The organism is Pseudomonas sp. GGS8, from assembly GCF_024168645.1.
In the GTDB taxonomy this organism is placed as follows: Bacteria; Pseudomonadota; Gammaproteobacteria; order Pseudomonadales; family Pseudomonadaceae; genus Aquipseudomonas.
Genome location: NZ_JALJWF010000001.1, coordinates 6,166,703 through 6,190,761 on the forward strand (window position 1 = coordinate 6,166,703; position 24,059 = coordinate 6,190,761).

Annotated in this window: 29 protein-coding genes and 1 pseudogene; 15 read left to right on the forward strand and 15 right to left on the reverse strand. The window is 60.3% G+C overall.

The window, feature by feature from the left end; all coding sequences use genetic code 11:
* Positions 1 to 6: 6 nt before the first annotated feature.
* Positions 7 to 1,053: a class I SAM-dependent methyltransferase gene (locus J3D54_RS27515; RefSeq protein WP_253425300.1), complete on the forward strand. Its 1,047-nt coding sequence runs from the start codon at positions 7 to 9 to the stop codon at positions 1,051 to 1,053.
* A 126-nt stretch (positions 1,054 to 1,179) separates the two neighbouring features.
* Here the strand turns inward: J3D54_RS27515 and J3D54_RS27520 are convergent, their stop codons facing one another.
* Positions 1,180 to 2,079 (reverse strand): LysR family transcriptional regulator, encoded by a 900-nt coding sequence (locus J3D54_RS27520; RefSeq protein ID WP_253425303.1) that lies wholly within the window; start codon positions 2,077 to 2,079, stop codon positions 1,180 to 1,182.
* 148 nt (positions 2,080 to 2,227) lie between these two features.
* Here J3D54_RS27520 and J3D54_RS27525 point away from each other — a divergent pair, with 148 nt between their 5' ends.
* The 3 genes from J3D54_RS27525 to J3D54_RS27535 are packed head-to-tail and all read left to right on the forward strand — an operon-like array spanning position 2,228 to position 4,818.
* Positions 2,228 to 2,926, forward strand: coding sequence for a CoA transferase subunit A (locus J3D54_RS27525; RefSeq protein ID WP_253425307.1), 699 nt, complete (start codon positions 2,228 to 2,230; stop codon positions 2,924 to 2,926).
* Between the two features lie 36 nt (positions 2,927 to 2,962).
* Positions 2,963 to 3,628, forward strand: coding sequence for a CoA transferase subunit B (locus J3D54_RS27530; protein ID WP_253425310.1), 666 nt, complete (start codon positions 2,963 to 2,965; stop codon positions 3,626 to 3,628).
* An 11-nt stretch (positions 3,629 to 3,639) separates the two neighbouring features.
* Positions 3,640 to 4,818, forward strand: a complete 1,179-nt coding sequence (locus tag J3D54_RS27535) for an acetyl-CoA C-acetyltransferase (protein ID WP_253425313.1) — start codon at positions 3,640 to 3,642, stop codon at positions 4,816 to 4,818.
* Between the two features lie 232 nt (positions 4,819 to 5,050).
* On the opposite strand, the gene J3D54_RS27540 is transcribed toward J3D54_RS27535, so the two are convergent.
* Positions 5,051 to 5,653, reverse strand: coding sequence for an NADPH-dependent F420 reductase (locus tag J3D54_RS27540; protein ID WP_253425315.1), 603 nt, complete (start codon positions 5,651 to 5,653; stop codon positions 5,051 to 5,053).
* A 110-nt stretch (positions 5,654 to 5,763) separates the two neighbouring features.
* On the opposite strand from J3D54_RS27540, the gene J3D54_RS27545 reads away from it, so the two are divergent.
* A complete protein-coding gene (locus tag J3D54_RS27545; protein WP_253425318.1) occupies positions 5,764 to 6,657 on the forward strand; it encodes a LysR family transcriptional regulator in 894 nt (297 codons plus the stop codon).
* Between the two features lie 53 nt (positions 6,658 to 6,710).
* Here the strand turns inward: J3D54_RS27545 and J3D54_RS27550 are convergent, their stop codons facing one another.
* Entirely contained in the window at positions 6,711 to 8,030 is a 1,320-nt protein-coding gene (locus J3D54_RS27550) for an Nramp family divalent metal transporter (protein WP_253425319.1), read from the reverse strand.
* A gap of 146 nt (positions 8,031 to 8,176) precedes the next feature.
* Between J3D54_RS27550 and J3D54_RS27555 the strand changes: the two genes are divergently transcribed.
* Both J3D54_RS27555 and J3D54_RS27560 read left to right on the forward strand, forming a co-directional pair.
* Positions 8,177 to 8,959, forward strand: coding sequence for a hypothetical protein (locus J3D54_RS27555; protein ID WP_253425323.1), 783 nt, complete (start codon positions 8,177 to 8,179; stop codon positions 8,957 to 8,959).
* Between the two features lie 71 nt (positions 8,960 to 9,030).
* On the forward strand, positions 9,031 to 9,618 hold the full coding sequence (locus J3D54_RS27560) for a hypothetical protein (protein WP_253425327.1): 588 nt from the start codon (positions 9,031 to 9,033) through the stop codon (positions 9,616 to 9,618).
* Positions 9,619 to 9,629: 11 nt separating this feature from the next.
* Here J3D54_RS27560 and J3D54_RS27565 read toward each other — a convergent pair whose 3' ends face one another.
* The 3 genes and pseudogenes from J3D54_RS27565 to J3D54_RS27575 form a co-directional block, all read right to left on the reverse strand.
* Positions 9,630 to 10,346 (reverse strand): alpha/beta hydrolase, encoded by a 717-nt coding sequence (locus J3D54_RS27565; protein ID WP_253425330.1) that lies wholly within the window; start codon positions 10,344 to 10,346, stop codon positions 9,630 to 9,632.
* Between the two features lie 197 nt (positions 10,347 to 10,543).
* Positions 10,544 to 11,656 (reverse strand): succinylglutamate desuccinylase/aspartoacylase family protein, encoded by a 1,113-nt coding sequence (locus tag J3D54_RS27570; RefSeq protein ID WP_253425333.1) that lies wholly within the window; start codon positions 11,654 to 11,656, stop codon positions 10,544 to 10,546.
* A 169-nt stretch (positions 11,657 to 11,825) separates the two neighbouring features.
* A pseudogene (locus J3D54_RS27575) lies at positions 11,826 to 11,966 on the reverse strand (ABC transporter substrate-binding protein); the annotation flags it as partial.
* A 71-nt stretch (positions 11,967 to 12,037) separates the two neighbouring features.
* Here J3D54_RS27575 and J3D54_RS27580 point away from each other — a divergent pair.
* Complete coding sequence (locus J3D54_RS27580; protein ID WP_253425336.1) at positions 12,038 to 12,727, forward strand: type 1 glutamine amidotransferase; 690 nt, start codon at positions 12,038 to 12,040, stop codon at positions 12,725 to 12,727.
* Positions 12,728 to 12,819: 92 nt separating this feature from the next.
* Here J3D54_RS27580 and J3D54_RS27585 read toward each other — a convergent pair whose 3' ends face one another.
* Positions 12,820 to 13,254: a rhodanese-like domain-containing protein gene (locus J3D54_RS27585; protein ID WP_253425340.1), complete on the reverse strand. Its 435-nt coding sequence runs from the start codon at positions 13,252 to 13,254 to the stop codon at positions 12,820 to 12,822.
* Between the two features lie 101 nt (positions 13,255 to 13,355).
* Here J3D54_RS27585 and ftrA point away from each other — a divergent pair, with 101 nt between their 5' ends.
* The 5 genes from ftrA to J3D54_RS27610 all read left to right on the forward strand — a co-directional run bounded on the left by ftrA (position 13,356) and on the right by J3D54_RS27610 (position 17,796).
* Positions 13,356 to 14,327, forward strand: a complete 972-nt coding sequence (gene ftrA, locus J3D54_RS27590) for a transcriptional regulator FtrA (protein ID WP_253425343.1) — start codon at positions 13,356 to 13,358, stop codon at positions 14,325 to 14,327.
* Positions 14,328 to 14,588: 261 nt separating this feature from the next.
* Entirely contained in the window at positions 14,589 to 14,777 is a 189-nt protein-coding gene (locus J3D54_RS27595; RefSeq protein WP_253425346.1) for a DUF1843 domain-containing protein, read from the forward strand.
* A gap of 39 nt (positions 14,778 to 14,816) precedes the next feature.
* Positions 14,817 to 15,452, forward strand: coding sequence for a DUF1842 domain-containing protein (locus J3D54_RS27600; RefSeq protein WP_253425349.1), 636 nt, complete (start codon positions 14,817 to 14,819; stop codon positions 15,450 to 15,452).
* Positions 15,453 to 15,506: 54 nt separating this feature from the next.
* Positions 15,507 to 16,088, forward strand: coding sequence for a DUF1842 domain-containing protein (locus J3D54_RS27605; RefSeq protein WP_253425352.1), 582 nt, complete (start codon positions 15,507 to 15,509; stop codon positions 16,086 to 16,088).
* A gap of 244 nt (positions 16,089 to 16,332) precedes the next feature.
* Complete coding sequence (locus J3D54_RS27610) at positions 16,333 to 17,796, forward strand: GDL motif peptide-associated radical SAM/SPASM maturase (protein ID WP_253425355.1); 1,464 nt, start codon at positions 16,333 to 16,335, stop codon at positions 17,794 to 17,796.
* A gap of 95 nt (positions 17,797 to 17,891) precedes the next feature.
* On the opposite strand, the gene J3D54_RS27615 is transcribed toward J3D54_RS27610, so the two are convergent.
* The gene (locus J3D54_RS27615; RefSeq protein WP_253425358.1) at positions 17,892 to 18,257 is read right to left on the reverse strand and encodes an SPOR domain-containing protein; all 366 of its coding nucleotides are present in this window, start codon (positions 18,255 to 18,257) and stop codon (positions 17,892 to 17,894) included.
* A gap of 250 nt (positions 18,258 to 18,507) precedes the next feature.
* Between J3D54_RS27615 and csrA the strand changes: the two genes are divergently transcribed.
* Positions 18,508 to 18,702, forward strand: coding sequence for a carbon storage regulator CsrA (gene csrA / locus J3D54_RS27620; protein WP_007938114.1), 195 nt, complete (start codon positions 18,508 to 18,510; stop codon positions 18,700 to 18,702).
* A gap of 193 nt (positions 18,703 to 18,895) precedes the next feature.
* On the opposite strand, the gene J3D54_RS27625 is transcribed toward csrA, so the two are convergent.
* The 5 genes from J3D54_RS27625 to J3D54_RS27645 form a co-directional block, all read right to left on the reverse strand.
* Positions 18,896 to 19,351 (reverse strand): DUF2214 family protein, encoded by a 456-nt coding sequence (locus tag J3D54_RS27625; RefSeq protein WP_253425361.1) that lies wholly within the window; start codon positions 19,349 to 19,351, stop codon positions 18,896 to 18,898.
* Between the two features lie 170 nt (positions 19,352 to 19,521).
* Positions 19,522 to 20,061 carry a hypothetical protein gene (locus J3D54_RS27630; protein ID WP_253425364.1) on the reverse strand — a complete coding sequence of 180 codons (540 nt, stop codon included), beginning with the start codon at positions 20,059 to 20,061 and terminating at the stop codon, positions 19,522 to 19,524.
* A gap of 176 nt (positions 20,062 to 20,237) precedes the next feature.
* Entirely contained in the window at positions 20,238 to 20,705 is a 468-nt protein-coding gene (locus tag J3D54_RS27635) for an anti-virulence regulator CigR family protein (RefSeq protein ID WP_253425367.1), read from the reverse strand.
* A gap of 397 nt (positions 20,706 to 21,102) precedes the next feature.
* On the reverse strand, positions 21,103 to 21,615 hold the full coding sequence (locus tag J3D54_RS27640; RefSeq protein ID WP_253425370.1) for a DUF2514 family protein: 513 nt from the start codon (positions 21,613 to 21,615) through the stop codon (positions 21,103 to 21,105).
* A complete protein-coding gene (locus J3D54_RS27645; protein WP_253425374.1) occupies positions 21,612 to 22,163 on the reverse strand; it encodes a glycoside hydrolase family 19 protein in 552 nt (183 codons plus the stop codon). Before J3D54_RS27645 ends, J3D54_RS27640 begins: the two co-directional genes overlap by 4 nt.
* 111 nt (positions 22,164 to 22,274) lie before the next feature.
* On the opposite strand from J3D54_RS27645, the gene J3D54_RS27650 reads away from it, so the two are divergent.
* Positions 22,275 to 22,616, forward strand: coding sequence for a hypothetical protein (locus J3D54_RS27650; protein ID WP_253425377.1), 342 nt, complete (start codon positions 22,275 to 22,277; stop codon positions 22,614 to 22,616).
* A 95-nt stretch (positions 22,617 to 22,711) separates the two neighbouring features.
* On the opposite strand, the gene J3D54_RS27655 is transcribed toward J3D54_RS27650, so the two are convergent.
* Entirely contained in the window at positions 22,712 to 23,113 is a 402-nt protein-coding gene (locus J3D54_RS27655; protein WP_253425380.1) for a hypothetical protein, read from the reverse strand.
* On the reverse strand, positions 23,113 to 24,057 hold the full coding sequence (locus J3D54_RS27660; protein ID WP_253425384.1) for a hypothetical protein: 945 nt from the start codon (positions 24,055 to 24,057) through the stop codon (positions 23,113 to 23,115). Before J3D54_RS27660 ends, J3D54_RS27655 begins: the two co-directional genes overlap by 1 nt.
* Positions 24,058 to 24,059 lie beyond the last annotated feature (2 nt).

Genomic DNA, 24,059 nt, shown 5'->3' on the forward strand with positions numbered 1-24,059 from the left:
CACAAGATGGACGAGGCCAGACTCAATGATTTCATGGGCAAACTGGTGAGCGACATGGGTGGCGCGGCGATGCTCGCCAACGTCATCCTCGGCGAAGAACTCGGCCTGTACCGGGCCATGGCCGACAGTCAGCCCGTCACCCCCGAAACACTCGCCGCGAAGACCGGCTGCAACACCCGCCTGCTGCGTGAATGGCTCAGCGCCCACGCCGCCTCCGGTTACATGGAACACCGCGATGGCCAGTTCCGTCTGCCTGAAGAGCAAGCCCTGGCGCTGGCGATCGAAGACTCACCGGTTTATGTAGCCGGCGGTATGGCGGTGGTTGCGTCGTTTTTCCACGACAAGGACAAACTGGTCAACGCCATGCGCGGCAACGGCGCCCTGCCCTGGGGTGATCACCATCCGTGCATGTTCAGCGGCACCGAGCGGTTCTTCCGCCCAGGCTACAAGGCGCATCTGGTCAGCGAATGGCTGCCGGCCCTCGACGGGGTGGTCGCCAAACTGGAAGCCGGCGCGAAAGTGGCGGACATCGGCTGCGGCCACGGCGCCTCGACGGTGATCATGGCCCAGGCTTTCCCCGAGTCGCGGTTCGTCGGTTTCGATTACCACGCGCCTTCGGTCACCGTCGCCACCCTGCGCGCCGAAGAAGGTGGCGTGTCCGGACGGGCACGGTTCTTCCAGGGCACCGCCAAGAGCTATCCGGGCGACGACTATGACCTGATCTGCTATTTCGATTGCCTGCACGACATGGGTGACCCGGTGGGCGCCGCACGGCATGCCTATGAATCGCTCAAACCCGACGGCACGGTGCTACTGGTGGAACCCTTCGCCAACGACACGCTTGACGAGAACACCAACCCGGTGGGACGGCTGTTCTACGCCGCCTCGACCTTTATCTGCACACCCAACTCGCTGTCCCAGGAGGTCGGCCTCGGGCTCGGTGCCCAGGCGGGCGAGGCGCGATTGCGCAAGGTCTTTACCGAGGCGGGGTTCACCCAGTTCCGGCGAGCCACGGAAACGCCGTTCAACCTGATTCTGGAGGCGCGTAAATAACGTCAGACGAAACTGAAACCTGTGGGAGCGGGCTTGCCCGCGAAGGGACCGGTACAGTCAATATGGATGTCGCCTGACACACCGCCTTCGCGGGCAAGTCGGATCGCCGCACCGCCGCCCCCACATTTATTGCGCAGACAATCGCTGGCCCAGGTTTTCAGCCTTGAGAATATCGAACAACGCCTGCCCCGCCGCCGAGAGTTCTTGCCCCGTCGTCAGCACCCCGATCGCCCGTTCCACCACCGGGTCGCGCAGGGTGATACAACGCGCGCCCAACTCGCGCATCTGCCCGGCGCACAACGCCGGCACCGCGCTCACGCCCAATCCGCTGGCCACCATCCGCCCGACCGTCGCCAACTGATGACTTTCAAACTCCACCGGCAATTTCATGCCCCGCGCCTGCAAGTGCTCTTCGAGCATTACCCGCACCGTGGACGGTCGCTGCAAGGTAATGAACGGTTCCTTGAGCAGGGTCTGCCAATCGATGTCGCTCAGGTCCGCCAGCGGTGAATCAAGCGGCACCACCGCCACAAACCGGTCGATGTACAACGGGGTAAATTGCAGTGACGAACTCTGGGTCGGCTCAAACGCCACGCCCAATTCCACCTGACGGTCGCGGACCATTTCCAGCACCTGCTCGTTGATCACGTCGTTCACCGTGACGTTGACCTTGGGGTAACGCGCGCGAAAGGTCTTGAGGATCGGCGGCAGCAGGTTGCCGGCAAACGACGGCATCGCCGCCAGCGTCACGCGGCCGCGCTGAAGGGTGAAGCGTTGGCGCAGTTCGTCCTCGGCATTGTCCCAGTCCGCGATCAGCCGGCGAGCCAATGGCAGCAGCGATTCGCCTTCCGCGGTCAGTGCGACGTTACGGGTATTGCGCGTGAACAGGCGCCCGCCCAGGCCCTCCTCCAGCGCCTTGATGGTCAGGCTCAACGCCGATTGGGACAGGTGCAGCCGCTCGCACGCCACGGCAAAACTCAAACTCTGGGCCACGGCCAGAAAGGCGCGGATCTGTTTAACGGTCATGGCCACTGTCTCCAACGTAATACGCACACATTGGTGAGTTTTATCTATCAATCAACCTTAAAAATCAACTTAACAAATAAATTCGGCGGCGAGACACTCCCTCCCCATCCGGCTAGCCAGCCGCCCACAAAGAATAAAAGAGGTGCATATGGCAGGGTTCGACAAGCGCGTGTATTCCTACGAGGAAGCGATGGCCGGTCTTGAAGACGGCATGACGGTGATCTCCGGCGGCTTCGGCCTGTGCGGGATTCCGGAAAACCTCATCGCCGAGATCCAGCACCGGGGCACCCGTGACCTCACCGTGGTCTCCAACAACTGCGGCGTCGATGGTTTCGGTCTCGGCGTGCTGCTGGTGGACCGGCAGATCCGCAAAGTGGTGGCCTCCTACGTCGGCGAGAACAAACTGTTCGAAGACCAACTGCTTAAAGGCGAAATCGAAGTCGTCCTGACCCCGCAAGGCACCCTCGCCGAGAAAATGCGCGCAGGCGGTGCCGGCATCCCGGCGTTCTTCACCGCCACCGGCGTCGGCACTCCAGTCGCTGAAGGCAAGGAAGTACGCGAATTCAAAGGTCGCCAGTACCTGATGGAAGAGTCCATCACCGGCGACTTCGCCATCGTCAAAGGCTGGAAAGCCGACCATTTCGGTAACGTGATCTATCGCCACACCGCCCAGAATTTCAACCCGCTGGCCGCCACCGCCGGCAAGATCACCGTGGTCGAAGTCGAAGAAATCGTCGAACCCGGCGAGCTGGATCCGTCGCAGATCCACACCCCTGGCATCTACGTCGACCGGGTCATTTGCGGCACGTTCGAAAAGCGCATCGAACAGCGCACCGTGCGTAAGTGATCCCCTGCCCCCGGACCGAATGAAGGAATAACAACAATGGCACTTTCCCGCGAACAAATGGCTCAGCGCGTCGCCCGCGAAATGCAGGACGGCTACTACGTGAACCTCGGCATCGGCATTCCGACCCTGGTCGCCAACTACATCCCCGAAGGCATGGAAGTCATGCTGCAATCGGAAAACGGCCTGCTCGGCATGGGCGCCTTTCCGACCGACGCCGAAGTCGACGCCGACATGATCAACGCCGGCAAGCAAACCGTGACCGCGCGCATCGGCGCGTCGATTTTCTCCTCCGCCGAATCGTTCGCGATGATCCGCGGTGGCCACATCGACCTGACCGTGCTCGGCGCGTTCGAAGTGGACGTCGAAGGCAACATCGCCTCCTGGATGATCCCCGGCAAACTGGTCAAGGGCATGGGCGGTGCGATGGACCTGGTGGCCGGTGCGGACAACATCATCGTCACCATGACCCACGCTTCCAAGGACGGCGAATCGAAACTGCTGCCGCGTTGCAGCCTGCCGCTGACCGGCGCCGGTTGCATCAAACGCGTGCTGACCGATCTGGCCTACCTGGAAATCCACAACGGCGCGTTCGTTCTCAAGGAACGCGCGCCGGGCGTGAGCGTCGAGGAAATCGTCGCCAAGACCGCCGGCAAACTGATCGTGCCTGACCACGTCCCGGAAATGCAGTTCGCTGCCCAGTGAGGAGTCCGTCCATGCAAGAAGTCGTGATTGTTGCCGCCACTCGCACCGCCATCGGTAGTTTCCAGGGCTCTCTGGCGAATGTGTCCGCGGTTGATCTCGGTGCCGCCGTGATTCGTCAGTTGCTGGCGCAAACCGCTCTGGACCCGGCGCAGGTCGATGAAGTGATCATGGGCCAGGTATTGACCGCCGGCGCCGGGCAAAACCCTGCGCGCCAGGCTGCGATCAAGGCTGGCCTGCCTCACGCCGTACCGGCCATGACCCTGAACAAGGTCTGCGGCTCGGGCCTCAAAGCGCTGCACCTGGCGGCGCAGGCGATTCGCTGCGGCGATGCCGAGGTGATCATCGCCGGTGGCCAGGAAAACATGAGCCTGGCCAATTACGTGCTTCCCGGCGCCCGTACCGGTCTGCGCATGGGCCACAGCCAGATCGTCGACACGATGATCAGTGACGGTTTGTGGGATGCGTTCAACGATTACCACATGGGCATCACCGCCGAGAACCTGGTGGACAAGTACGGCATCAGCCGTGAAGCCCAGGACGCCTTCGCGGCCGCCTCGCAACAGAAAGCCGTGGCTGCCATCGAAGCCGGGCGTTTCGTCGATGAAATCACCCCGATCCTGATCCCCCAGCGTAAGGGCGATCCACTGGCCTTCGCCACCGATGAACAGCCGCGGGCCGGCACCACCGCCGAGTCCCTGGGCAAGCTGAAACCGGCCTTCAAGAAGGACGGCTCGGTGACTGCCGGTAACGCTTCTTCGCTGAACGACGGTGCGGCTGCGGTGATCCTGATGAGCGCCGAGAAAGCCAAGGCCCTCGGCCTGCCAGTGCTGGCAAAAATCGCCGCCTATGCCAACGCAGGTGTCGACCCGGCGATCATGGGCATCGGCCCGGTGTCGGCCACCCGTCGTTGCCTGGACAAGGCCGGTTGGTCCATCGATCAACTGGAACTGATCGAGGCCAACGAAGCCTTCGCTGCGCAATCCCTGGCGGTGGCCAAGGACCTGGAATGGGACCTGAGCAAGGTCAACGTCAACGGCGGCGCCATCGCCCTGGGCCATCCGATCGGCGCCTCGGGTTGCCGGGTGCTGGTGACGTTGTTGCACGAAATGATCAAGCGTGACGCCAAGAAAGGCCTCGCCACCTTGTGCATTGGTGGTGGTCAGGGCGTGGCGTTGGCCATCGAGCGCTAGCCCGAGACCGCGTTATCGTTCATCGCGGGCAAGCCACGCTCCCACAGGTAACCGAGTGCTATCAGGAGAATGCGGTCACCTGTGGGAGCGGCGGTGCGGCGATCCGACTTGCCCACGAAGACGGCGGCACAGTCAACATTGATGCGCCTGACACACCGCTTTCACGGGGCAAGTCGGATCGCCGCACCGGCATTAGGGCAAGCCTCTCACCACAATGGTTGGTCCCTGGCCCTCAGGCAAATTTCACCAGGTTCAAGATCGGCAACGGACCGCCCGGAAACTGCACCAGCCGCGCCCCGACACTCAGTTCGCCCAGATCGATTCCAAAGAAGCCTAACCGCTCGATCAGCGCTGCCACTTGAGCCTTGGCCTCGGCATCGTCACCGGAAAGAAACAACACTCGCCGCCCACCCTCCGCCGCCGGATCGCTCTCAAGCAAACGCGCCTGGAGGTGATTGAAGGCCTTGACCACCCGCGCACCGGGCACCCATTCGGCAAACACTTCGCTGGACGGACGGCCCTGCAAATCCACCGCTTTGAACGATGGCACCTCGATCGAATTGTTCGCGTCGATCACAATCCGCCCGCCGAAGTCCGGCAGGCCGGCCAGAGCCGTTTGCAACTTGGACCAGTTCACCGCGACCAAAACGATCGGCTGAGCCGCCGCTTCTTCACGGGTGCCGGCACGCGCCGTCGGCCCGAGTTCTTCTACCAGCGCGCCCAGGGTTTCCGGGCCGCGACTGTTGGCGATAACGACTTCGATGCCCTGACGGGACAATGCTTTGGCGAAGGCTGTGCCGATGGCGCCGGCGCCGATGATTCCGATAGTGCTCATAGTGTTCACTCCGTAGTGGTTTGGTGGAGTGAATACTGCCCTTGCCATTACGACTTGATTAGACGGTAATGAGTTGAATGATCTTCAAGCATTGCTAGCAGGTGTCTGAGATGGAAACCCTCGCCAACCTCGAATCTTTCGTACGCAGCGCTGAAACGGGTAGCTTCTCCGCCGCCGCGCGGCTGCTCGCACTGACGCCCGCCGCCGTCAGCCGCAACGTCGCGATGCTTGAACGCAACATCGGTGTGCGGCTGTTCCAGCGCTCGACCCGCAAGCTGTCGCTGACCGAAGCCGGCGAACGCTTTCTGGCCAGCATCGGCGGCAATCTGCAAGCGTTGCAGGCGGCGATCAGTGCGGTGTCCAGTGATCGCGGGGAGCCGGCGGGTGTGCTCAAGGTCAGCCTGGCGCCGACGTTCGGCATTGACCACGTGTTGCCGCTGTTACCGGATTTTCTGGCGCGCTACCCGCTGATTCGCCCGGAATGGCACTTTGAAAACCGCCAGGTCGATCTGATCGCCGAAGGGTATGACGCGGCCATCGGCGGCGGTTTCGAGCTGACACCCGGGGTCGTCTCGCGGACGTTGGCGGCGGCGGATGTGGTGGCGGTGGCCTCGCCGGCGTACATGGCCGGACGCACACTGCCCACCAGACCGGCGGACCTGGCTCAGTACAACGGCATTGTGATGCGCGGCATTCGCACCGGGCGGGTGCGCCAATGGGTGATGCAGGATGGCGCGGGCAATGAAGCCAGCGCCGAGCTGAGTGAAAACATCGTGCTCAATGACCCGGCCGCCATGCGTGAAGCGGCCCTGCTCGGCCTTGGTGTGACGCTGCTGGTGTCGCCCGATGTCATCGCCCATATCCAGCGCGGCGAACTGCTGCGCTTGTTGCCGGACTGGCATGCCGACGCGGGGTCGATCTCGCTGTATTACCCGAGCCGCACATTGATGCCGACCAAGACCCGGGTGTTTATCGATTATCTGGTCCAAGCGTTTGCGCGATAAACAGCGTTATCGTTCTTCGCGAGCAAGCCCGCCCAGACTACCCCCCTCCGGGATCAGCCCACAAACTGCAAAATCAACCAACTGTTGGCCGCACTGATTACCGTAAACAATCCCCACGCCAACACCCGCGTTGGCAGCCGATTGACAAACGGCCCCATGAGCGTCTGATCGTTGGTCATGCGAATCAACGGATACAACGCGAACGGCAGTTGCAGGCTGAGTACCACCTGACTCAACACCTGCAGTTTGCCGATCGCCCCGTCACCCATCAGCCATACGCCGATAAACGCCGGGATCAGCGCCAGCCCGCGAGTGATCAAGCGCCGCTGCCAGCAGGGCAAGCGCAGGTTCAGGTAACCCTCCATGATCACCTGGCCCGCGATAGTGCCGGTAAAGGTCGAGCTCTGCCCCGACGCCAGCAACGCCACACCAAACAGCACACTGGCCAACGCACCGCCCACCAATGGATCGAGCAAGTGATAGGCATCCTGGATGTCGACCACGTCGGTATGCCCGGTTTTGTGGAAGGCCGCCGCAGCAAGAATCAGGATCGCCGCGTTGACCAGCAGTGCCAGAGCCAGAGAGCCGATGGTGTCGATGCGCGCCAGTTTGACCGCGTCCTGTTTACTGGCCAGGTCCTTGCCGATCATCCGCGTTTGCACGATCGAGGTATGCAGGAACAAGTTATGCGGCATCACCGTGGCCCCGAGGATGCCGATGGCCAGGTACAACGGCGCCGCATCGCCGATCGCCGAAAGTGACGGTGTAAAACCACGAGCGACGTCCGGCCAATAGGGTTTGATCAGCAACAGTTCGACAAAGAAACACGCGCCAATAGTGCTCACCAGCACCAGCATGATTGCCTCAAGCCGACGAAAGCCGCGGTTTTGCAAGGCCAATACCAGCAAAGTGTCAAACGCGGTGAGCGCGATGCCAATCGTCAGCGAACAACCCAGCAGCAAGTGGAACGCCAGGGCGCAGCCGAGCACTTCGGCGAGGTCGGTGGCGATGATCGAAATTTCCGCCAGCAAGCACTGGGTCCGTGCGGTCCGCGTGCTGTAGCGCTCCCGGCACAACTGCGCCAGATCGCGCCCGGTGGCGATGCCCAGACGCGAGCACAAACACTGCACCACCATCCCCGCCAGGCTCGCCAGCAACACCACGAACAACAGGCTATAGCCAAACCGCGAACCGGCCTCGATGGCCGTGGCCCAGTTGCCCGGGTCCATGTAACCGATGGACACCAGCAAACCGGGGCCGGCAAAACGCAGAACGCGTTTGAAGAACGAGGCACGAGGGTCAACGGCAACCGTGCCGGCCACTTCCGGTGGGCAAAATGGCGCGGTGCCGACTTTGGGCAAACTGAATTTCACGCAAGCATCCGTCAACAGGTGGGAGCGCGCAGCTTAGACGTTTCACGCACCCGGGTGTAGGCGCTTGCCGCTTGCCCAGAGCCCCCTTAAGCAATCCATCGTCCGCAATGCTAACGTGACCGGCTCACACAGATGGAGATGCGTGCGTGCTGATGCTCAAACTGCTGGTGATTCCGGGATTTCTGTTGCTGATTTCCCTGGCCGGCAAACGCTGGGGCCCGAGCGTGGCCGGTTGGCTGTCGGGGATGCCGGTGGTGGTCGGGCCGATTCTGTTGTTCCTCGCCATCGAGCAAGGCCATGTGTTCGCGGCTCAAGCGGCAACGGCGGCGCTATCAGCCATGTTCGCGATGATTGCCTTCTGCGTGACGTATGCCCAGGTCGCACAACGCCTGAGCTGGCCATGGGCGTTGACGATGGCGCTGCTGGTCTGGGCGCTGGTGGCTGTTGTGCTGTCGCTGATCCCGCCGTCGCTGGCGCTCTCGGTGATCGCCGCCGCCACCGCGTTGCTGGCCGCGCCCTACCTGTTTCCCTCGGTGCAACCCGTCGTTTCAGGACCGGCGCCGAAGTCCGACAAACTGCTCCTGCGCATGATGGCTGGCGCCCTGCTCACGTTGGCCGTGACGCTGCTGGCCAGCACCGTCGGCGAGCGCTGGAGCGGATTGCTTGCAGTGTTCCCGGTGCTGGGCAGTGTGATGGCGGTGTTTTCCCAGCAGACTCGCGGGCCGGCGTTTACGGCGGCGTTGCTCAGGGCAACGGCAACCGGGATGTATTCGTTCGCGGCGTTTTGTCTGGTGCTGGCGTTGGCATTGCCGAGGTTCGGCTGGACGGGATTTGCATTGGGGATAGGCGCCTCGTTCGGGATGCTGTTGGTGACTAAACAACGGGCATTGCGCCCAGCGCCTTATCGTTTCAACGAACGGCAGCGATGATCACCCTGCACCCTATTCGCGATCCATGGGATGATCGCCGTCATAGCGCGACCACCCTACGGAGAGTTTGAATGTCATTGTTGAGTAAAAAAGCCGTTGTCCTGCTGCTGGCAGCGGCTGCCAGCCTGGGAGCCTTGAATGCGCAGGCGGCCAAGGCCACTTCCAGCGACAAAGCGCCGACCCAGAAAGTCTCGATGCTCGGCGGAAAGTTCACCTTCACCTTGCCCAAGGGCTTCATCGCCAACCCGTTGCCGGCCGGCGACGCAGCCACCGGTACCGCCGGGGCAACAGGCACGATGTACACCAACCAGACCACTAAAACCGTGGTGATCGCCGCCGAAAACACCATTCCCGGCGGCGCCAACGTCAAGGACAACGACGGTGAGTTCCTCGACGCCACCGTGTCGGCTTTCGCCACCGAGCAACGCAATGCGCTGCCGGACTTCAACAAACTGAGCGAAAAAAGCCTGACCCAGAAAGGCACGGGGCTGGGCCTTCGACAGATCGACAGCACCGCCACCCAAGGCGGCGGCATGACCCTCGACACCTCGCTGATGGCCGCTTCCGGCACTCGCATGGCCATCATTCAGGTCATTTCCCGTCCCGACGACAAAACCGGCCACGAAACGCTGGTGAAACAGATCGTCACCGGCCAATAACCCCGACGGGTTCAGGGGTTGAGGCGCTGCAACCAGGCGCTCAAATCCTCCATCTCGGCCGCGCTGATGCTGTGGCCGAGACCTTCGTAGGCATGAAACTCGGGCTTGAGTGACAGGCGTTGCAACAGGCTGTCGGCCTCGGTACCGTCGTTGTAAGGCAGGCGTTTGTCGGCGGTGCCATGACCGATGAAAATCGCCAGCGGCTGGGGTTTTTCATCCGGTTTGAGTTCGGACTTGAGCACCGGCAGGATTCGCCCGCTCAACGCCGCAATGCCGCCCACCGCCTCGGGATGACGCAACGCGACCTCGTAGGACATGATCGCGCCCTGGCTGAAGCCCACCAGGAATACCTTGTCCGTTTCGGTGTGATATTTCTTTGCCGCTTGTGCAACAAAATCCAGCAACACCTGGCCGCTGGTCTTCAGGTCGTCCGTCTCGCCGTTATAGGCGCCCTCACCCTTTTTGCGAAACCACTGGTAACTGCCCTCTTCCAACGTCATCGGCGCCCGCACCGACAGGTAGTTGTACTGCGGCGGCAATTCATCCTTGATGCCGAACAGGTCCTGCTCGTTGCTGCCGTACCCGTGCAGGAAAATCACCAGGGGCTGGTTGCGGGATTCAGCGTTGGCCTGTTCCAGGTAGTTGAGCGGCAGATCGGTGTGCAACGGGGTTTGAGCGTGGACGGCGGTGGACGCCAGGAGCGTGAGCAGAGCGAGAAACTTCAACATAAACCTTCCTTCACAGCGCGCAGGATTCGGGGCAGAGCCTAACACTGTGAAGCATGCTCGGGCATTTCAGGTGTTGCTTGATGCCGCCACCGCGAGCAGGCTCGCTCACAAATTTGACAGAGTCAACACCAATCCATGTGGGAGCGAGCCTGCTCGCGATGAGGCCCGAAAGCCCCTGAAAAACTTGCTGCCCACCCTCAATCGTTGACCAGTTTCCCAACCCGAATCGGCTCGCGCCCGGCGACTTTCGCCTGCCAGGTGCCCGGTTGCGTGTAGCGCCCGCGATCGAGGGCAAACAGTACGCCGCTGGTCCCGGCACACACGGTGGTAACCCGGTCGCTCAACGGATCGACCACTTCAAACAACGCGTCGCCCCGCTCCACCCATTCGCCCGAGTCCCGCAGAAAACTGACCACCCCGTGGTGCGGCGCAAACAGGTACTCGGTGCCTTCGAACGGCAGGCCTTCACAGCATTCGCTCGGTGCCGGCGGCCAGGTGCCGGTGATGAAACCCTGTTCGGCGAGGAACCCCAGGATCGCCTCGCAATTGGCCTGGGCCTGATCGACCCGTGTATCGCCCATGCTGCCCAGCTCCAGCGTGGTCGCCAGGTTGGCCGGCGGGATCGCCGCCTCGGGAAATGCCCGCGCCAGACGCAACCACGGCGTGGAACAGGACTCGTCGAAAGAGCTGCCACCGGAATCCTCACACAGCAACGCCACCCCGGCCTTCAACCGAGCGGCCAGGGAGCGCCATTGCGGCCAATGCTGCGGCAAGGCATAGAGGTGAATCGCCGCATCGAAATCGCAATGCAAGTCGAGGGTAATGTCGGCCTCGCAGGCGTGGCGCAGCAGCAAGCGGTGCATGGCTTCCAGCTGCGAAAGCGGTGCCGGCAAACCGTCGAGCACCTGGCCCATGGTCTGGCGGATCAGTGCGATGTTGGCCTGGGCGTCATCACCCAATTGATCGCCGATCAACGCGGCCACCGGGGCGCTGAGTTCAACGAACGAACGGTTGAAGTTCTTGCCGCTGCCCAATTCGAAGCGACCCATGTGGCTGCCTTGCAGGTGCTGATCGAGGCCGATCGGATTGGCCACCGGCACCAGTTCGATGATGCCCTGCAGTTGCCCCTGGGTTTCGAGCTCGGCCAGACGCTTCTTCAGTTCCCAGGCGGTGCGCATGCCCGGCAGTTCGTCCGCGTGCAGGCTGGCCTGGATGTAAACCTTGCGAGTGCCCGCGCCATAACGAAACACGCTGAGCGTGCGTTCAGTCCCCAGATGGCTCCAGGGCAGTGAATGATCGATGCGTTGCATGGCGACTCCTGAATACCTGAGCGATGAGGTCATCCTTGTGGGAACAAGCCTGTTGGCTCCCACAAAGTCCAGCATGAAAAAATGGCCAGCGCATCCACGGTGGCCATTTTTTTACGACGTATTAATGGCTGTAAACATCGAAGTTGAAGTATTTGTCCTGCACTTGCTTTTACGTGCCGTTGGCGCGAATGTCAGTGATGGCGGTGTTGAATCTGTCCGCCAGCTCTTTATCGCCCTTGCGCACGGCAATGCCGGCACCGCCGCCGAAGTACTTGGCGTCTTCATAGGTCGGGCCAACAAACGCGAAGCCTGGGTCGCACTGGCGATGAATAATTTTTTACGTCACATTGACCCGCCAACCGCCCCCACAAGAGAGACGTGATGCCCGCGCTGAACCTGATCCAGCACCATCCTGCCGAAGGCCCCGGCGCCATTGCCGAATGGGCCCGGTCCCGAGGCATTACCCTGAACGTGTTTCGTGCCGACCTCGGTCAGTTGCCGCCGATAAGCGCGGCACCGCTGATTCTGTTGGGCGGGCCGTATGAATCCAGTGCCGGGCCGGCGTGGCTGGAAACAGAGCGTCAGTGGCTGGCGGGCAGTCTGGATCAGGGTGCGGCGGTGTTCGCGATTTGCCTGGGGGCGCAATTGCTGGCGCTGAGCCTGGGCGGCGATGTACGGCGGATGGCTCACACCGAAACCGGCTGGACTACCGTGACCTTTGCCGATGGTCCGGCGCTGAAGGTGCTGGAATGGCACGAAGACGCGATCGATCTACCACCCGCCGCGCAGTTGCTGGCCAGCAGTGAGGTGTGTGAGCAGCAGATGTATCGCGTTGGCCCGACGCGGGTGGGATTACAGTTCCACCCGGAATGGAATGCCGAATCGGTGGCAATCCTCAATGAGCACTTTGGCGAGGAGTCGCCGCTGCCCCGGGAACCACAGGACAGCGCCGTTTACGCAGCGGTGTTTGACTGGTTGCAGGTGACACTGGATGGATGGTGGACAGTATCCTGTTGCGAGGGGGCTTGTCGGAACGCCGCACCGCCCCGTTCGGCTGCGAAGCAGTCGTAAATCCTTGGGGATCGCGGTGACTGGTTTGGGGCCGCTTCGCGACCCAACGGGGGCAAGCCCCCTCGCCACATTTGATCACCTGTACTTGAACGTCAGCATTCGCAACCGATGACCGTCTTGGCGGTGCGAGCAACCGCAACACTCAACTCAAACCCTTCATCCAGCCACCCGGTCACCCCGCCGATCATCTCCTTGACCGGGTAACCCAGCGCCGCCAGTTTCACCGCGGCCTTGTTGGCGCCGTTGCAGTGAGGTCCGGCGCAATAGACCACAAACAGCGTGGACTTTGGATAGGCGGCCAGGCCATCAGCCGTGATCAATCGACTCGGAATGTTGATCGCGCCCGGCACATGTCCGCGTTCGAACGCCAACGATCCGCGCACGTCCACCAAAACAAAATCCACCTCGCCGGCCTCTTGGCTGCTGTAGACATCGGAACAATCGGTTTCGAAGGTCAGACGATTGCTGAAGTGCATCAGGGCGATGGCGGACGGGGCTGCGGGAATCTCGCGAACCAGGCTAGGCATGGGCTGTACTCCAAAGTCTCAGTGGGTGTGAGAAAACTGTATCTGCTCCGGCCTTGCCGCTACAGTGGCGCACAAGACACTCACCGGGAATTTTCCGCCAAATGCAGCCCACCCCAGGTTTAGTCGCGATTCTGGCCTACGACGGCCTCTGCACCTTCGAATTCGGCATTGCCGTGGAGATCTTCGGCCTGGCACGGCCAGAGTTCGATTTCCCCTGGTACGAGCACCGCATCGTCGCCGTCGACCAAGGGCCGATGCGCGCCATGGGTGGCATTCAGGTGCTGGCCGACGGCGGGATGGAACTGCTTGAGCGCGCCCGAACCATCATCATCCCCGGCTGGCGCGACCGCAGCGCACCGGTGCCCGAGCCCTTGCTCTGCGCCCTGCGTCAGGCCCATGCCCGGGGCGCGCGGTTGCTGTCGATCTGTTCCGGGGTATTCGTACTGGCGGCCACCGGCTTGCTGGATGGTCACGGCGCCACCACCCATTGGCGCTACACCGCTGAACTGGCCGAGCGTTTCCCGAACATTCTGGTGGATCCGGATGTGCTCTATGTCGATTCGGGTCAGTTGATTACTTCGGCCGGCAGCGCCGCGGGCATCGATGCTTGCCTGCACTTGGTCGCGCGGGATTTCGGCACACAGGTGGCCAACTCGGTGGCGCGGCGCTTGGTGATGTCGCCGCAACGCACCGGCGGCCAGGCGCAGTTCATTCCTTCACCGGTCAGCCCGACGCCGCGCAGCGATCTGTCGCGGGTCATGCAGTGGGCGCGGGAACGTCTGCACGAACCGTTGGAGGTTCGCGACCTCGCCAGCGAGGCGGCCATGAGTGAGCGCACGTTCCTTCGGCGGTTCACCGAAGCCAGCGGTATGCCGCCCAAAGCGTGGCTACAGCATGAACGTCTCGCCCGAGCCCGCGAGCTGTTGGAGAGCACGAGTCAAAATACTGAGCAAATTGCCCTGCACTGCGGTTATCGCTCGGCGGAGAGTTTCCGGGTGGCATTTCGCAGCGTGGTCGGCGTGCCGCCTTCGGTGTATCGGGAGCGGTTTGGGCGCAAGGTCAGCGCTGTTTGAATTCTCTTCAGTCCAAGGGCGTTATAGACCGCCCCCATCACGCTTTATCAATGGCGATAAAAACAATAAGGACTCATGAGAAATCGCGCTAATTTATCGCCAATCTTAATATCAAATATCTCGACTCCTCACCCGCCGCGATTAGTAAAACAATATTAAACATTACGCTTGCGCAGCCCATTGCATATTTATCCGCGCCTGCTTAACTGCAAAAACTGCTGATGACAGCAGTGCCCCGCAAACACCACGGAAGGAATCGTTATGAGCAGTTCAACCCGCCATAGCATGCCCCCCTATGGGGTGGCCATCCAAAGCGCGATCAAGGCCGGCGACCTGCCGCAAATGAAGACGCTGTTGAAACAACGCGATGTCTCCACACCCGAAAACAAAGAGCTCAGTACCGCATACGAACAGTTGGCGAAGGAAGTTGCACGCCTGGAAAAGCACTGATCGCTGTTTCCTTTCCCTATTGCAATGGAGGCAATAATTATGTCTGGTTCTAATCAGCAACCTGTCGGCCTGTTCCCACTCTGCTACCGAATTGGTACTTCGGCCGCGGGGGCACAAAACCTGGCACTCAATCTTCTGGTTTTTACCCCAGATCAAACGGTAAGCGGCACTGCCGAAATCACTCAGGCCACTAACCCGCCATTGGATGTGCACTCCGATGTCTGGGGCGAATACACCTACATGACGGTCATGAGCCCTGGCGTCAGCAAGATCCTGATCACCGCTCAAGGCAATAACGGCGGCCCGGCCTCGAACTCCTTCGTGAATTTCAAGCTGCACTTGGTGGTCGGTAGCGACTGGAGAGAAGGCGTCGCCAATTACGAATACTTCAATGGTGAGCGGTGGGTCCAAGTCACTGCCCCCGCCCACCTCGTCGAGTCAGTACCCTCCAACGCTTATAAATCAGTGCCTTTGGAGCCCGGCCCGGTCATTCCAGCCTATCCACCGATCATGCCGCTGTACGCCGCACCGATTCAAAGTGCAATGGCCAGCGGTGATCTGGCTCAGATGAAAAACCTGTCGCGCCTGGCCCAACAACAACTGGATCAACAACCCCAACTGCAGAGTGCGCTTGAAACGGCCAAGGGCGAAATCAGCCGGCAGGAACGCCGCTGACCCGCCAACGAAACATGCCCGAGTTGTCCAGAATACAAATAAGGGAGTAGCACCATGTCAATCGGACTTTTTCATACCCGCCTGAATGTCAGCAATCATCTACTGGGCGCACCGGTTTTAACCCTGGATCTGCTGGTAGATACCGTAAAGAAAAAAGTCAGCGGGGTTGCCAGCATTTTCCAAAGCACCTATCCGCCTCTCAACTTCCGTGCCCGTGTATGGGGTGAGTACTCCGAGGCCAAACTGGTGCCGACGGCCGAGAACCACATCATCCTCACCCTGGCGGGCAGCCCGAGCGGCCCTCTCAGCCAGATCGCCCAGACTTTCGGCTTGAAAGGCATCTTAGGCGCCGATTGGGCGAGCGGTTATGTCGACTACAAGTACCAGGACCAGGGCATCTGGCATTACGTGAGACACGCAGCCGTCAGCCAGGCCCCCGTGATTGAACGCCCAGAGTATCCGCACCATGCGGTGCCGCTCTATGCCGTCGCGGTACAGCAAGCGCAAGCCAGCGGTGATCTGGCGCAACTGAAGTCCGTGGTGAGCCAGGGTGAACAGCAACTGGCCAACAGCGGTGCCCTGCGCAGCGCGCTGGAGCAACTGAACGCTGAAATCGCCCGCCTGGAGGCCCGCTAGCCCCAGTCAGTTAAGCGCAACCCCATGTGGGAGCGGGCTTGCTCGCGAAGGCGGCACAGTCAACATTGATGTCGCCGGACACACCGCTTTCGCGGGCACGTCGGATCGCCGCACCGCCGCTCTCACAGGGTCCGCATTATTGACCAATAACAAAAGGTAAATCCGGTCGCGCCATTGACTCAAGGAAGGCGCGAACACTTCGATGGATTCGTACCGCGCACGCGTTGGTGCGCAAGGATTTCCCATGTCAGACAGTCGCCCTGCCCGCTACCTCAGTGAAACCGACCTAAAACGCTACGTGCCGGTGCATGTGGTCTGGGAAATCACTCTGGCCTGCGATCTCAAATGCCTGCATTGCGGCTCCCGCGCCGGCCATCGACGTCCCGATGAACTGAATACCCGGGAATGCCTGGATGTCATCGACTCCCTGGCGGCACTCGGCACCCGCGAAATCACCCTGATCGGCGGCGAAGCCTATTTGCGCAAGGACTGGACCCAACTGATCCAGGCCATCCACGATCACGGCATGTATTGCGCGATACAAACCGGTGGACGCAACCTGACGCCGGCGAAAATGCAGGCTGCCGTGGATGCCGGGCTCAATGGCGTCGGTGTGTCACTGGATGGACTGGCCCCACTGCATGACGCAGTACGCAATGTTCCGGGCTCGTTCGACAAGGCGGTGGACACCTTGCGACGTGCCAAACAGTCCGGGCTGGCAGTGAGCGTCAACACACAAATCGGCGCGGCCACATTGCCCGACTTGCCCGAATTGATGGACCTGATCATCGACCTCGGCGCCACTCATTGGCAGATCCAGCTGACGGTCGCCATGGGCAATGCCGTCGATCACCCCGAACTGTTGCTGCAACCCTATCAGCTGCTGGAGGTGATGCCGTTGCTGGCGCGTCTCTACCGCGAAGGGGTCGATCGCGGCCTGCTGATGAACGTGGGCAACAATATTGGTTACTACGGCCCCTACGAGCACATGTGGCGTGGTTTCGGCGATGAGCGCGTGCACTGGAGCGGCTGCGCCGCGGGCCAGACCGTACTGGCGCTGGAGGCCGACGGCACGGTAAAGGGTTGCCCGTCATTGGCCACGGTGGGGTTTTCGGGTGGCAACGTGCGCAACATGAGCCTGCACGATATCTGGCACTACAGCGAAGGCATGCACTTTGGTCGCCTGCGATCGGTCGACGACCTGTGGGGCTACTGCCGAAGCTGCTATTACAACGACGTCTGCCGTGGCGGTTGTACCTGGACCTCGCACTCCCTTCTTGGCAAACCCGGTAACAATCCCTACTGCCATTACCGCGCCCTGGACCTGCAGAAGCATGGGCTGCGCGAGCGCATCGTCAAACTCGAGGACGCGGCAAAAACCTCCTTCGCCGTCGGACGCTTTGATTTGATTACCGAACGCATCGATACCGGCGAGAAGGTGAACAGCGTCAGCGACAGCGGCCAGGTGATCAAACTGGCCTGGGCGAACCAGGGCCAGAAATCGCCGGACGAAGGACGTATTCCACCGCAACTGGCACTGTGTCGTGGTTGCTTGCAGTACATCCATGCACACGAAGTGACGTGCCCCCACTGCGACGCCGATGTAGCCGCTGCGGAAGCCGTGCATCAGATAGACCGTGCCCGACAACAGGAAATCATCAACACGCTGACCGGCCTGCTGGGGTTGCCGCAAAATAACTTGATGTAACGTTTATGCCGACGCATCACCAGGGAAGCGACCTCGCAGATCGCTTCCCTGGCACACCACCCGGCATGCGGGTCTGCGCGTTGCGAAAAGGACGGTTACTGAGCCGTCGGGTGTTCGACGATCAGCAATTCGATGTTCATTTTTTTCGCCCGGGTCAGCGCCGCCGTTATTTCAGCTTGCCTGGCCTGCGCTTCGGCTTGCGAACCGAACGGCCCGACCAGAATACGAACCTTTCCATTTTCCTTCACGACGTTGGGAACGAAGCTGTGCTCAATCAACCAGCCGCTCAGGTCACTGACCGCCTGGGGTGTCTCGCCACGCACTTCAACGTCCCACTGCGGGCCCGTTACCGCCGCGGGGACGGAGGCGACTGCCGGTTGCGGCTTTTGAGCGTCAACCCCCTTATCCTCACCGCATCCGGCCAGCGTCAGTACCGCGATTACCAAGACCATTTTGCGCACAACGCTTCCCTCAGAATGCTTAAAGTGAAGATTTTAACATCCATGGATCCATCTCGAGTGCCGCAAAATGGGCTCAAAACAACGAGAATGATGGTGGCGGCCTCTGTATAGTTACACCTTGGGAATTAATGCAGCATCTGCGCGTCAGAAAGAGGCACCCAAACTGTGAGACTTCGCACTAATCTATACCTAATACCGACCTCTGCACTGTCCGAACCAGGTGCCCTACAAAGCAATCAAGGAGAAAACCATGCTGATACTCACCCGCAAAGTCGGTGAAAGCATAAACATCGGTGATGACATTACGATCACCATTCTGGGCGTTAGCGGCCAGCAAGTCAGGATTGGCATCAACGCCCCGAAAGACGTTGCGGTGCATCGCGAAGAAATTTATCAACGCATTCAGGCTGGCCTGACCGCCCCGGATAAGCCACAAACGCCCTGAATCCTGCTGCAGTCAGTAGCCAGCCTATTCTGCCTCGAATAACGGCTGGCTAAAGATTCGAGCACTACATCGCTCCGCGCTCCGTCTCTCTTTGCGATGCCATCGCAACACGGAGCCGATACTACCGCCCTGCCTCCTGCCGTGACTGTCAGACGTTTCGGATTTGCTGCGAGAAAGAGCGCCCCCTTCCCGGCTAACCAAATGTCACACCGCGTGCCATGCCCGTGGCCGCCACGACCATCAGCACCAGCAACAGAGCTTCGATATGACTGATACGGGCAAACAGCGTTGCACGCCCGGTATCGATAGCCGCGCCACGCCCCAACGCAATCCGCCATTTGATCAGCGCCACCATCGGTGCAATCTCAAGCAACAGGATGAACACGAAGAGCGTCATTTTGAGATGAAACAGGGGTTGGTGAAGATAGTAATCAGTGCCTTTTTCGTACCCGCCAAAGGCTCGCATCCCACCTGTGATCAGGAGAGTGACTGCAGAGATCCCCCACAGATTATCTGCAATCAAAACACGGCCAGCGTCCCCTGCCCCAGCACTCAGACGACGTAACGCGGTGCCGCGGGTCAGTACAGCCCAAAAGGCCAGACCAAAGGCCAAGAGGTGAACCGCCGCCAGAAACCAGTGAGCCAGCATCGACATACTCCCATCAGGACAACGTTGCATCAGCCTTACAGTAGTCGTCCATCGTGCGGGATTTGCTCACGCGGATGGCAGCGCTGATTACCCGCGCATCACCACCGGGCAAATAGCAGGCGAAAAAAAACCGGGCTCCTGATGGATACCCGGTTTTGAGAGCCCTGGACTTAGTCCAGCCTTTTTGAAATCGAAGTGCGAGCGTTGCTCAACCCTTTCGTGTTGTGATCGCCAGGCGTAGAGGCCGAAATGGCAGAGGCTTTCGTCACCCCTCGCGTGTCTCTGGAGTGCGCAATGCCCGAAGTGACGGAGCCATGGCCGCGATCACTGTTACGTTCACTGCCATAGTGGTTGCCTTTGACACCATGGTCCCGGACGGCTTTGCCGGCGTGATCGCTGCTCAAGCCTGCGCCACGGCCGACGTGGTCGCTGCTCAGGCCTGCGCCACGGCCGATGTGGTCGCCGCTCAAACCTTCACCGCGACCATTGCTGCTGATACCACCGGAATGGCCGGAACCATCATGGCTGCCGCTGCCACCGTTACCGCCGCCATTGCCAGCACCGTTACCACCGCCACCGCCACCGCCATTACCGCCACCCTTCGCGTAGGCAGAGCTCATGATGGACAGTTCAGCGGGCAATAACGGGGCGGCTGCAAGCATCATCACGCAGGACATGACAGCAGCAAAACTCTTGTTTTTTAATAGCATGGTGGGGTTCCGTGGAGGTTGATATTGCACGGAACAATTGACTGATTCGGCCGCACACAGTTCAAAGGCCGGCGACCAGCGGGCAGGCAATGGCAGTTATCGAACCTGCACAGTGCTTCCCGTGATTTTCTGGTCCTTATGCTGCAAGGGCGCGACTGAAATTTATCGTTCTTACATCAATCGAACGCGCCATTAAGAACCTCGTAAATGATCCCGGAAGCGATGGCCACCAATATCAAGTCAGTGCCCGCCTGCTGCCACTCATAGCCATCGTAGTGGGGAAGCCTGCCGAGCAATCGGCCATCGAGTTTTTTGGCGATCCCCGGTGGTAGCGGCTTCCCGCGCGCGAGGTTTTTCTGAATACCCGGCGGCAAGGCGGGCCCCGAGCTCCAGTAGTCGCGATATCCACCGACGATGCCAAGGACGCTACCGTGGTTGATGCTCGGGCCGTGACTCCAATCGTCCCCTCCTGAACCTTTCCCTTTGTTGCCATGACCGGAGTTGCCATGGTCCTGGTTGTATTGCGGATTTCCCTTGCCGCCTCCCTGGCCCTTCCCGTTTCCGGGGTCAGCCAATGCAGTCACGGAACCAGACACCAAGGCAAGACACGTCATAGCGGCGATCAACGAGCGAGATCTAAACATATCCGTTCTCTCAGAAAGGGGATGCCCCCTGCAAATGTAGACGGCTATGGCAGTATTCGTTCAGAAAGTGTGTTGACTGGGGAGACGCCGAGTTGGCGTATTGAGAGGAGCGTTGCAAAACGAAAGCAACAAAAAAGGGCTCACCTTTCGGTGAGCCCTTCCAGACCGCCCAGCAGAGCGGATTTTGTTTGGTAGGCGCGATTGGACTCGAACCAACGACCCCCACCATGTCAAGGTGACCACGAAACTCATTCAAGCATTTGATCCATAAGGAAAAAGTAGTGTTTTCTCTCAGGTCAAAAACCTCCCTATGCCGCTATAAGAATCAATAACTTAGCGTTGTATATTCCTACAGTGGTATCCCTTTCTCCGGCGTTCTGCCGACCGAACACAATTCCTATTTTGCAATACCGTCATACGCCCGTTCACAGGTCAGGCCCCTGGCTCGGGCTTGGTCAGCTGCTTCAGCCAGATCGCCCGCTCGCTGGTCAGCGCGCTTGAGCACGTCGGCAAGCACCATTGCGGCGCGGGTAGCTGCCTGGCTTGCGGCGGCAGTGCAGGAGTTGCCGCTGGCTTGACTGGCTGCGAGTCGAGCGGCAAGGGAGTCTGCTGCCCCGCGCAAGCTGTCAGCAGAAGCGCGAGCAGCGGCAGCATCAGCAGTTGCTTGATCGATCGATCGTTGGCCATCTTGAATCGCCTTATTGACGGAGAGTTGACGGGCTTGCTCTTTGGCGCGCTCGGAGGCTTCATTGGCAGCCTTCGCGGTGGCGTCCCGGGCGTCGCGAGCATTCCACTCGCCCTGCCATTTGGCATCCGTGACAGTCACCCCATGGTGATAGGCGCCGAACAGTGCGCCAGCCACCAAGGCGACTGCGGCTATATAAGGAAGGATGCGCAGCCAGATACTCATGCCAGCACCTTCAGCGCGCGCTCGTAGAATTCCAGCCGCTCGTCCAGACCATTCAGGCCGCCATTGATCCGGCGAGTTACCGTTTCAAAGTCCCCGGCATCGGCTGGAGCATTGGTGTTCCTTGAGTTCCAATACCACGCGGCCGATTTGCAAGCCCACTCGGCCTGTTCGAGGAGCTCAGGCGTACGCAACAGCCGGTCATCACCGAACAGCGCCTTGCTGCACGCCAAGTAGTTGTCGTGCCCGGTGATCTGAATCAAGCCACGGCCCCGGTATCGCGGACCATCGCCGTCAGCCTCTGGCGTATTGCCCAGCCGCTTGGCCAGGGTCCCGGTGTCGTACTTGCTCAGGTACTGGTCGCCGCCGAGTTCCTTCACATACCGGAACTGGCCGGACTCATGCCCCACCTGGGCAATGAACGCCGCCATGCGCAACGTCGTGTTGATCTGGTACCGATCCATGGCAAGGTTCAGCGCAGACGCAAAAACGCCGGCTTGCTTGCCGGCGTTCGGGAGGATCAGCAGCAGCTGCTGCGCGGTGATGGGCATGCTTTTCTCCAGGCGAAAAAGTCCGCTCAAAGCGGGATGGACAAAAAGAGGGGATGGCGTCTAGCCTGCCTTCTGAAACAAAACGAGCTGTTACCCAAAGGGAATTTCGTGATGATGCTTTGCAAGAAATGCAGTCAGGTCACCGCACGCGTTATCACCAAGCGTGAGCTGAGCAAGCTTTCGAAAAATAATTACAGCGGAGCAGTCGTAGCGACTGCAGCAGCAGTCGCCACAGTCGCCGCCAAGACCGGCGGGAGTGGCATTACCAGCGCTGTCCGCTATGCAGCGAAGGCGGCGACAAAAGGGCCAAGGGAGCTATTGATAGCTGCCGGAATTACAGCGGCCTTAGGCGTTGTATCCGCTGGTGTGAAGTATCTGTACTCAAAACGCGAGGCGGGCGACAAATCGTATGTTTACTGTGCAAGTTGCGGCCACTACGAGCCAATGAGCTGAGATATTCGCGCAGGCAGTTGAGCGAGAATGGGTGACGGTTTTCTCCAGGCAAAATAATATCCGCTCAATGGCGGGCTGCTAAATCAACGATGGTGTCAGGACGGGCGAACCGGTCGACTTGTTTGATGTGGGTAACCGACAGCGCCTTCGACCCAGTTACTGGCAAGGCTGCGGTACTTCAACCATTGCTTGCGCGTGCCCGGAAACAGATCCACTGGCTCGTCACCGGGATCAGCCACTTCAGCCTCCTCAATCGCTTCCAGCTGCCTGCCAATAACAAGCAGCTCAGCAACTCGCCAAACGGTTTCTTGGGTTGCCAGCTTGTCCAGAAGCGTCTCCTCAGAGACAACCCAAATTCCATTGGATTGTGCGGTGTAATCTGCCCATTGATCGCCTTCAGGGCGCTGCGAATCCATAACGATCCAACCTTCAGGGCACTCACCACCTACCTGTTGAGCATTTTGGCCAACTTCTGCGAACACGGTTAATTCATCCATTACACGGCCCCCTTGAGTTTCCACACCAGCACCCGACATGGGAGAGTAGCTTGGTTGGTTACCGCGCCGAATGGGTGAGGATTCAAATGATCATCCCCCGTCATCACGCCTTGTTTGCCGCTAATGGTAATCAACACATCATCGTTTAACTGGCTACAGACCAAACCGAAGGTGCTGAAGTTGAAACTAGGGTCGTACCAACTGGCCCAGTTAGGAGCCCCCCAAAAGCCGTTTGTATACTTCACTTGGGCAACACAGAAGACCCGAAAACCGGGAAATGGGTTGGGTGAACTGTAGCGACTGTTCGCCGCCGCGTTGGCAGGAGAAGCTTGCGTCCCGCCATTCGGATAGATGATCGCAAAATCTGCCAGCGCAGCGTCCAACGGCTTGCCAACGAGCCTGTAGGTGTAGTCCAGGCAAATCCAGTTACCGCCACCCAGGCTCAGAAACTCAGCGGTATCGCCGGCGGCCGTGGTGATGTTCGCGTTACCAGGTAGGATCAGCGAAGTTGCGTTGTGGGTTAGCACCAGCGCGCCAAGAAACTGAACGGTGCGCCGAGCGCCGGCCGAAATCAGTCCCAATGAAGCGATGGCAGTCGTCCCACTGATGGCGACCACATTCGATGTCGCGGCGCCGATATCAGTCAGCGTCGCAGACGCAATGGTTTGGATCGGTGCATCGTTTACCGCGCCGCTCAAGGTGCCACCAGTAAGGGACAGGAAGCTCACGACATCGAGAGCCCCCCGATCCACCCAGGCCGTGTTGGCACTGTTGCGCTGCCTGAGTCGGCCCGTTCCGGTGTCGGCCCACATTTGGCATGGGAATGTCGGGCTTGGCGCTGCTGCCCCGCTACTCTGCGAGGCAAGCGCCTGCAGAGCCGCGTTCATATCGGAGCGGAACGTCAGGCCGGGGCCGTTATCGACGGTCAAATCATGTTGCGACATAA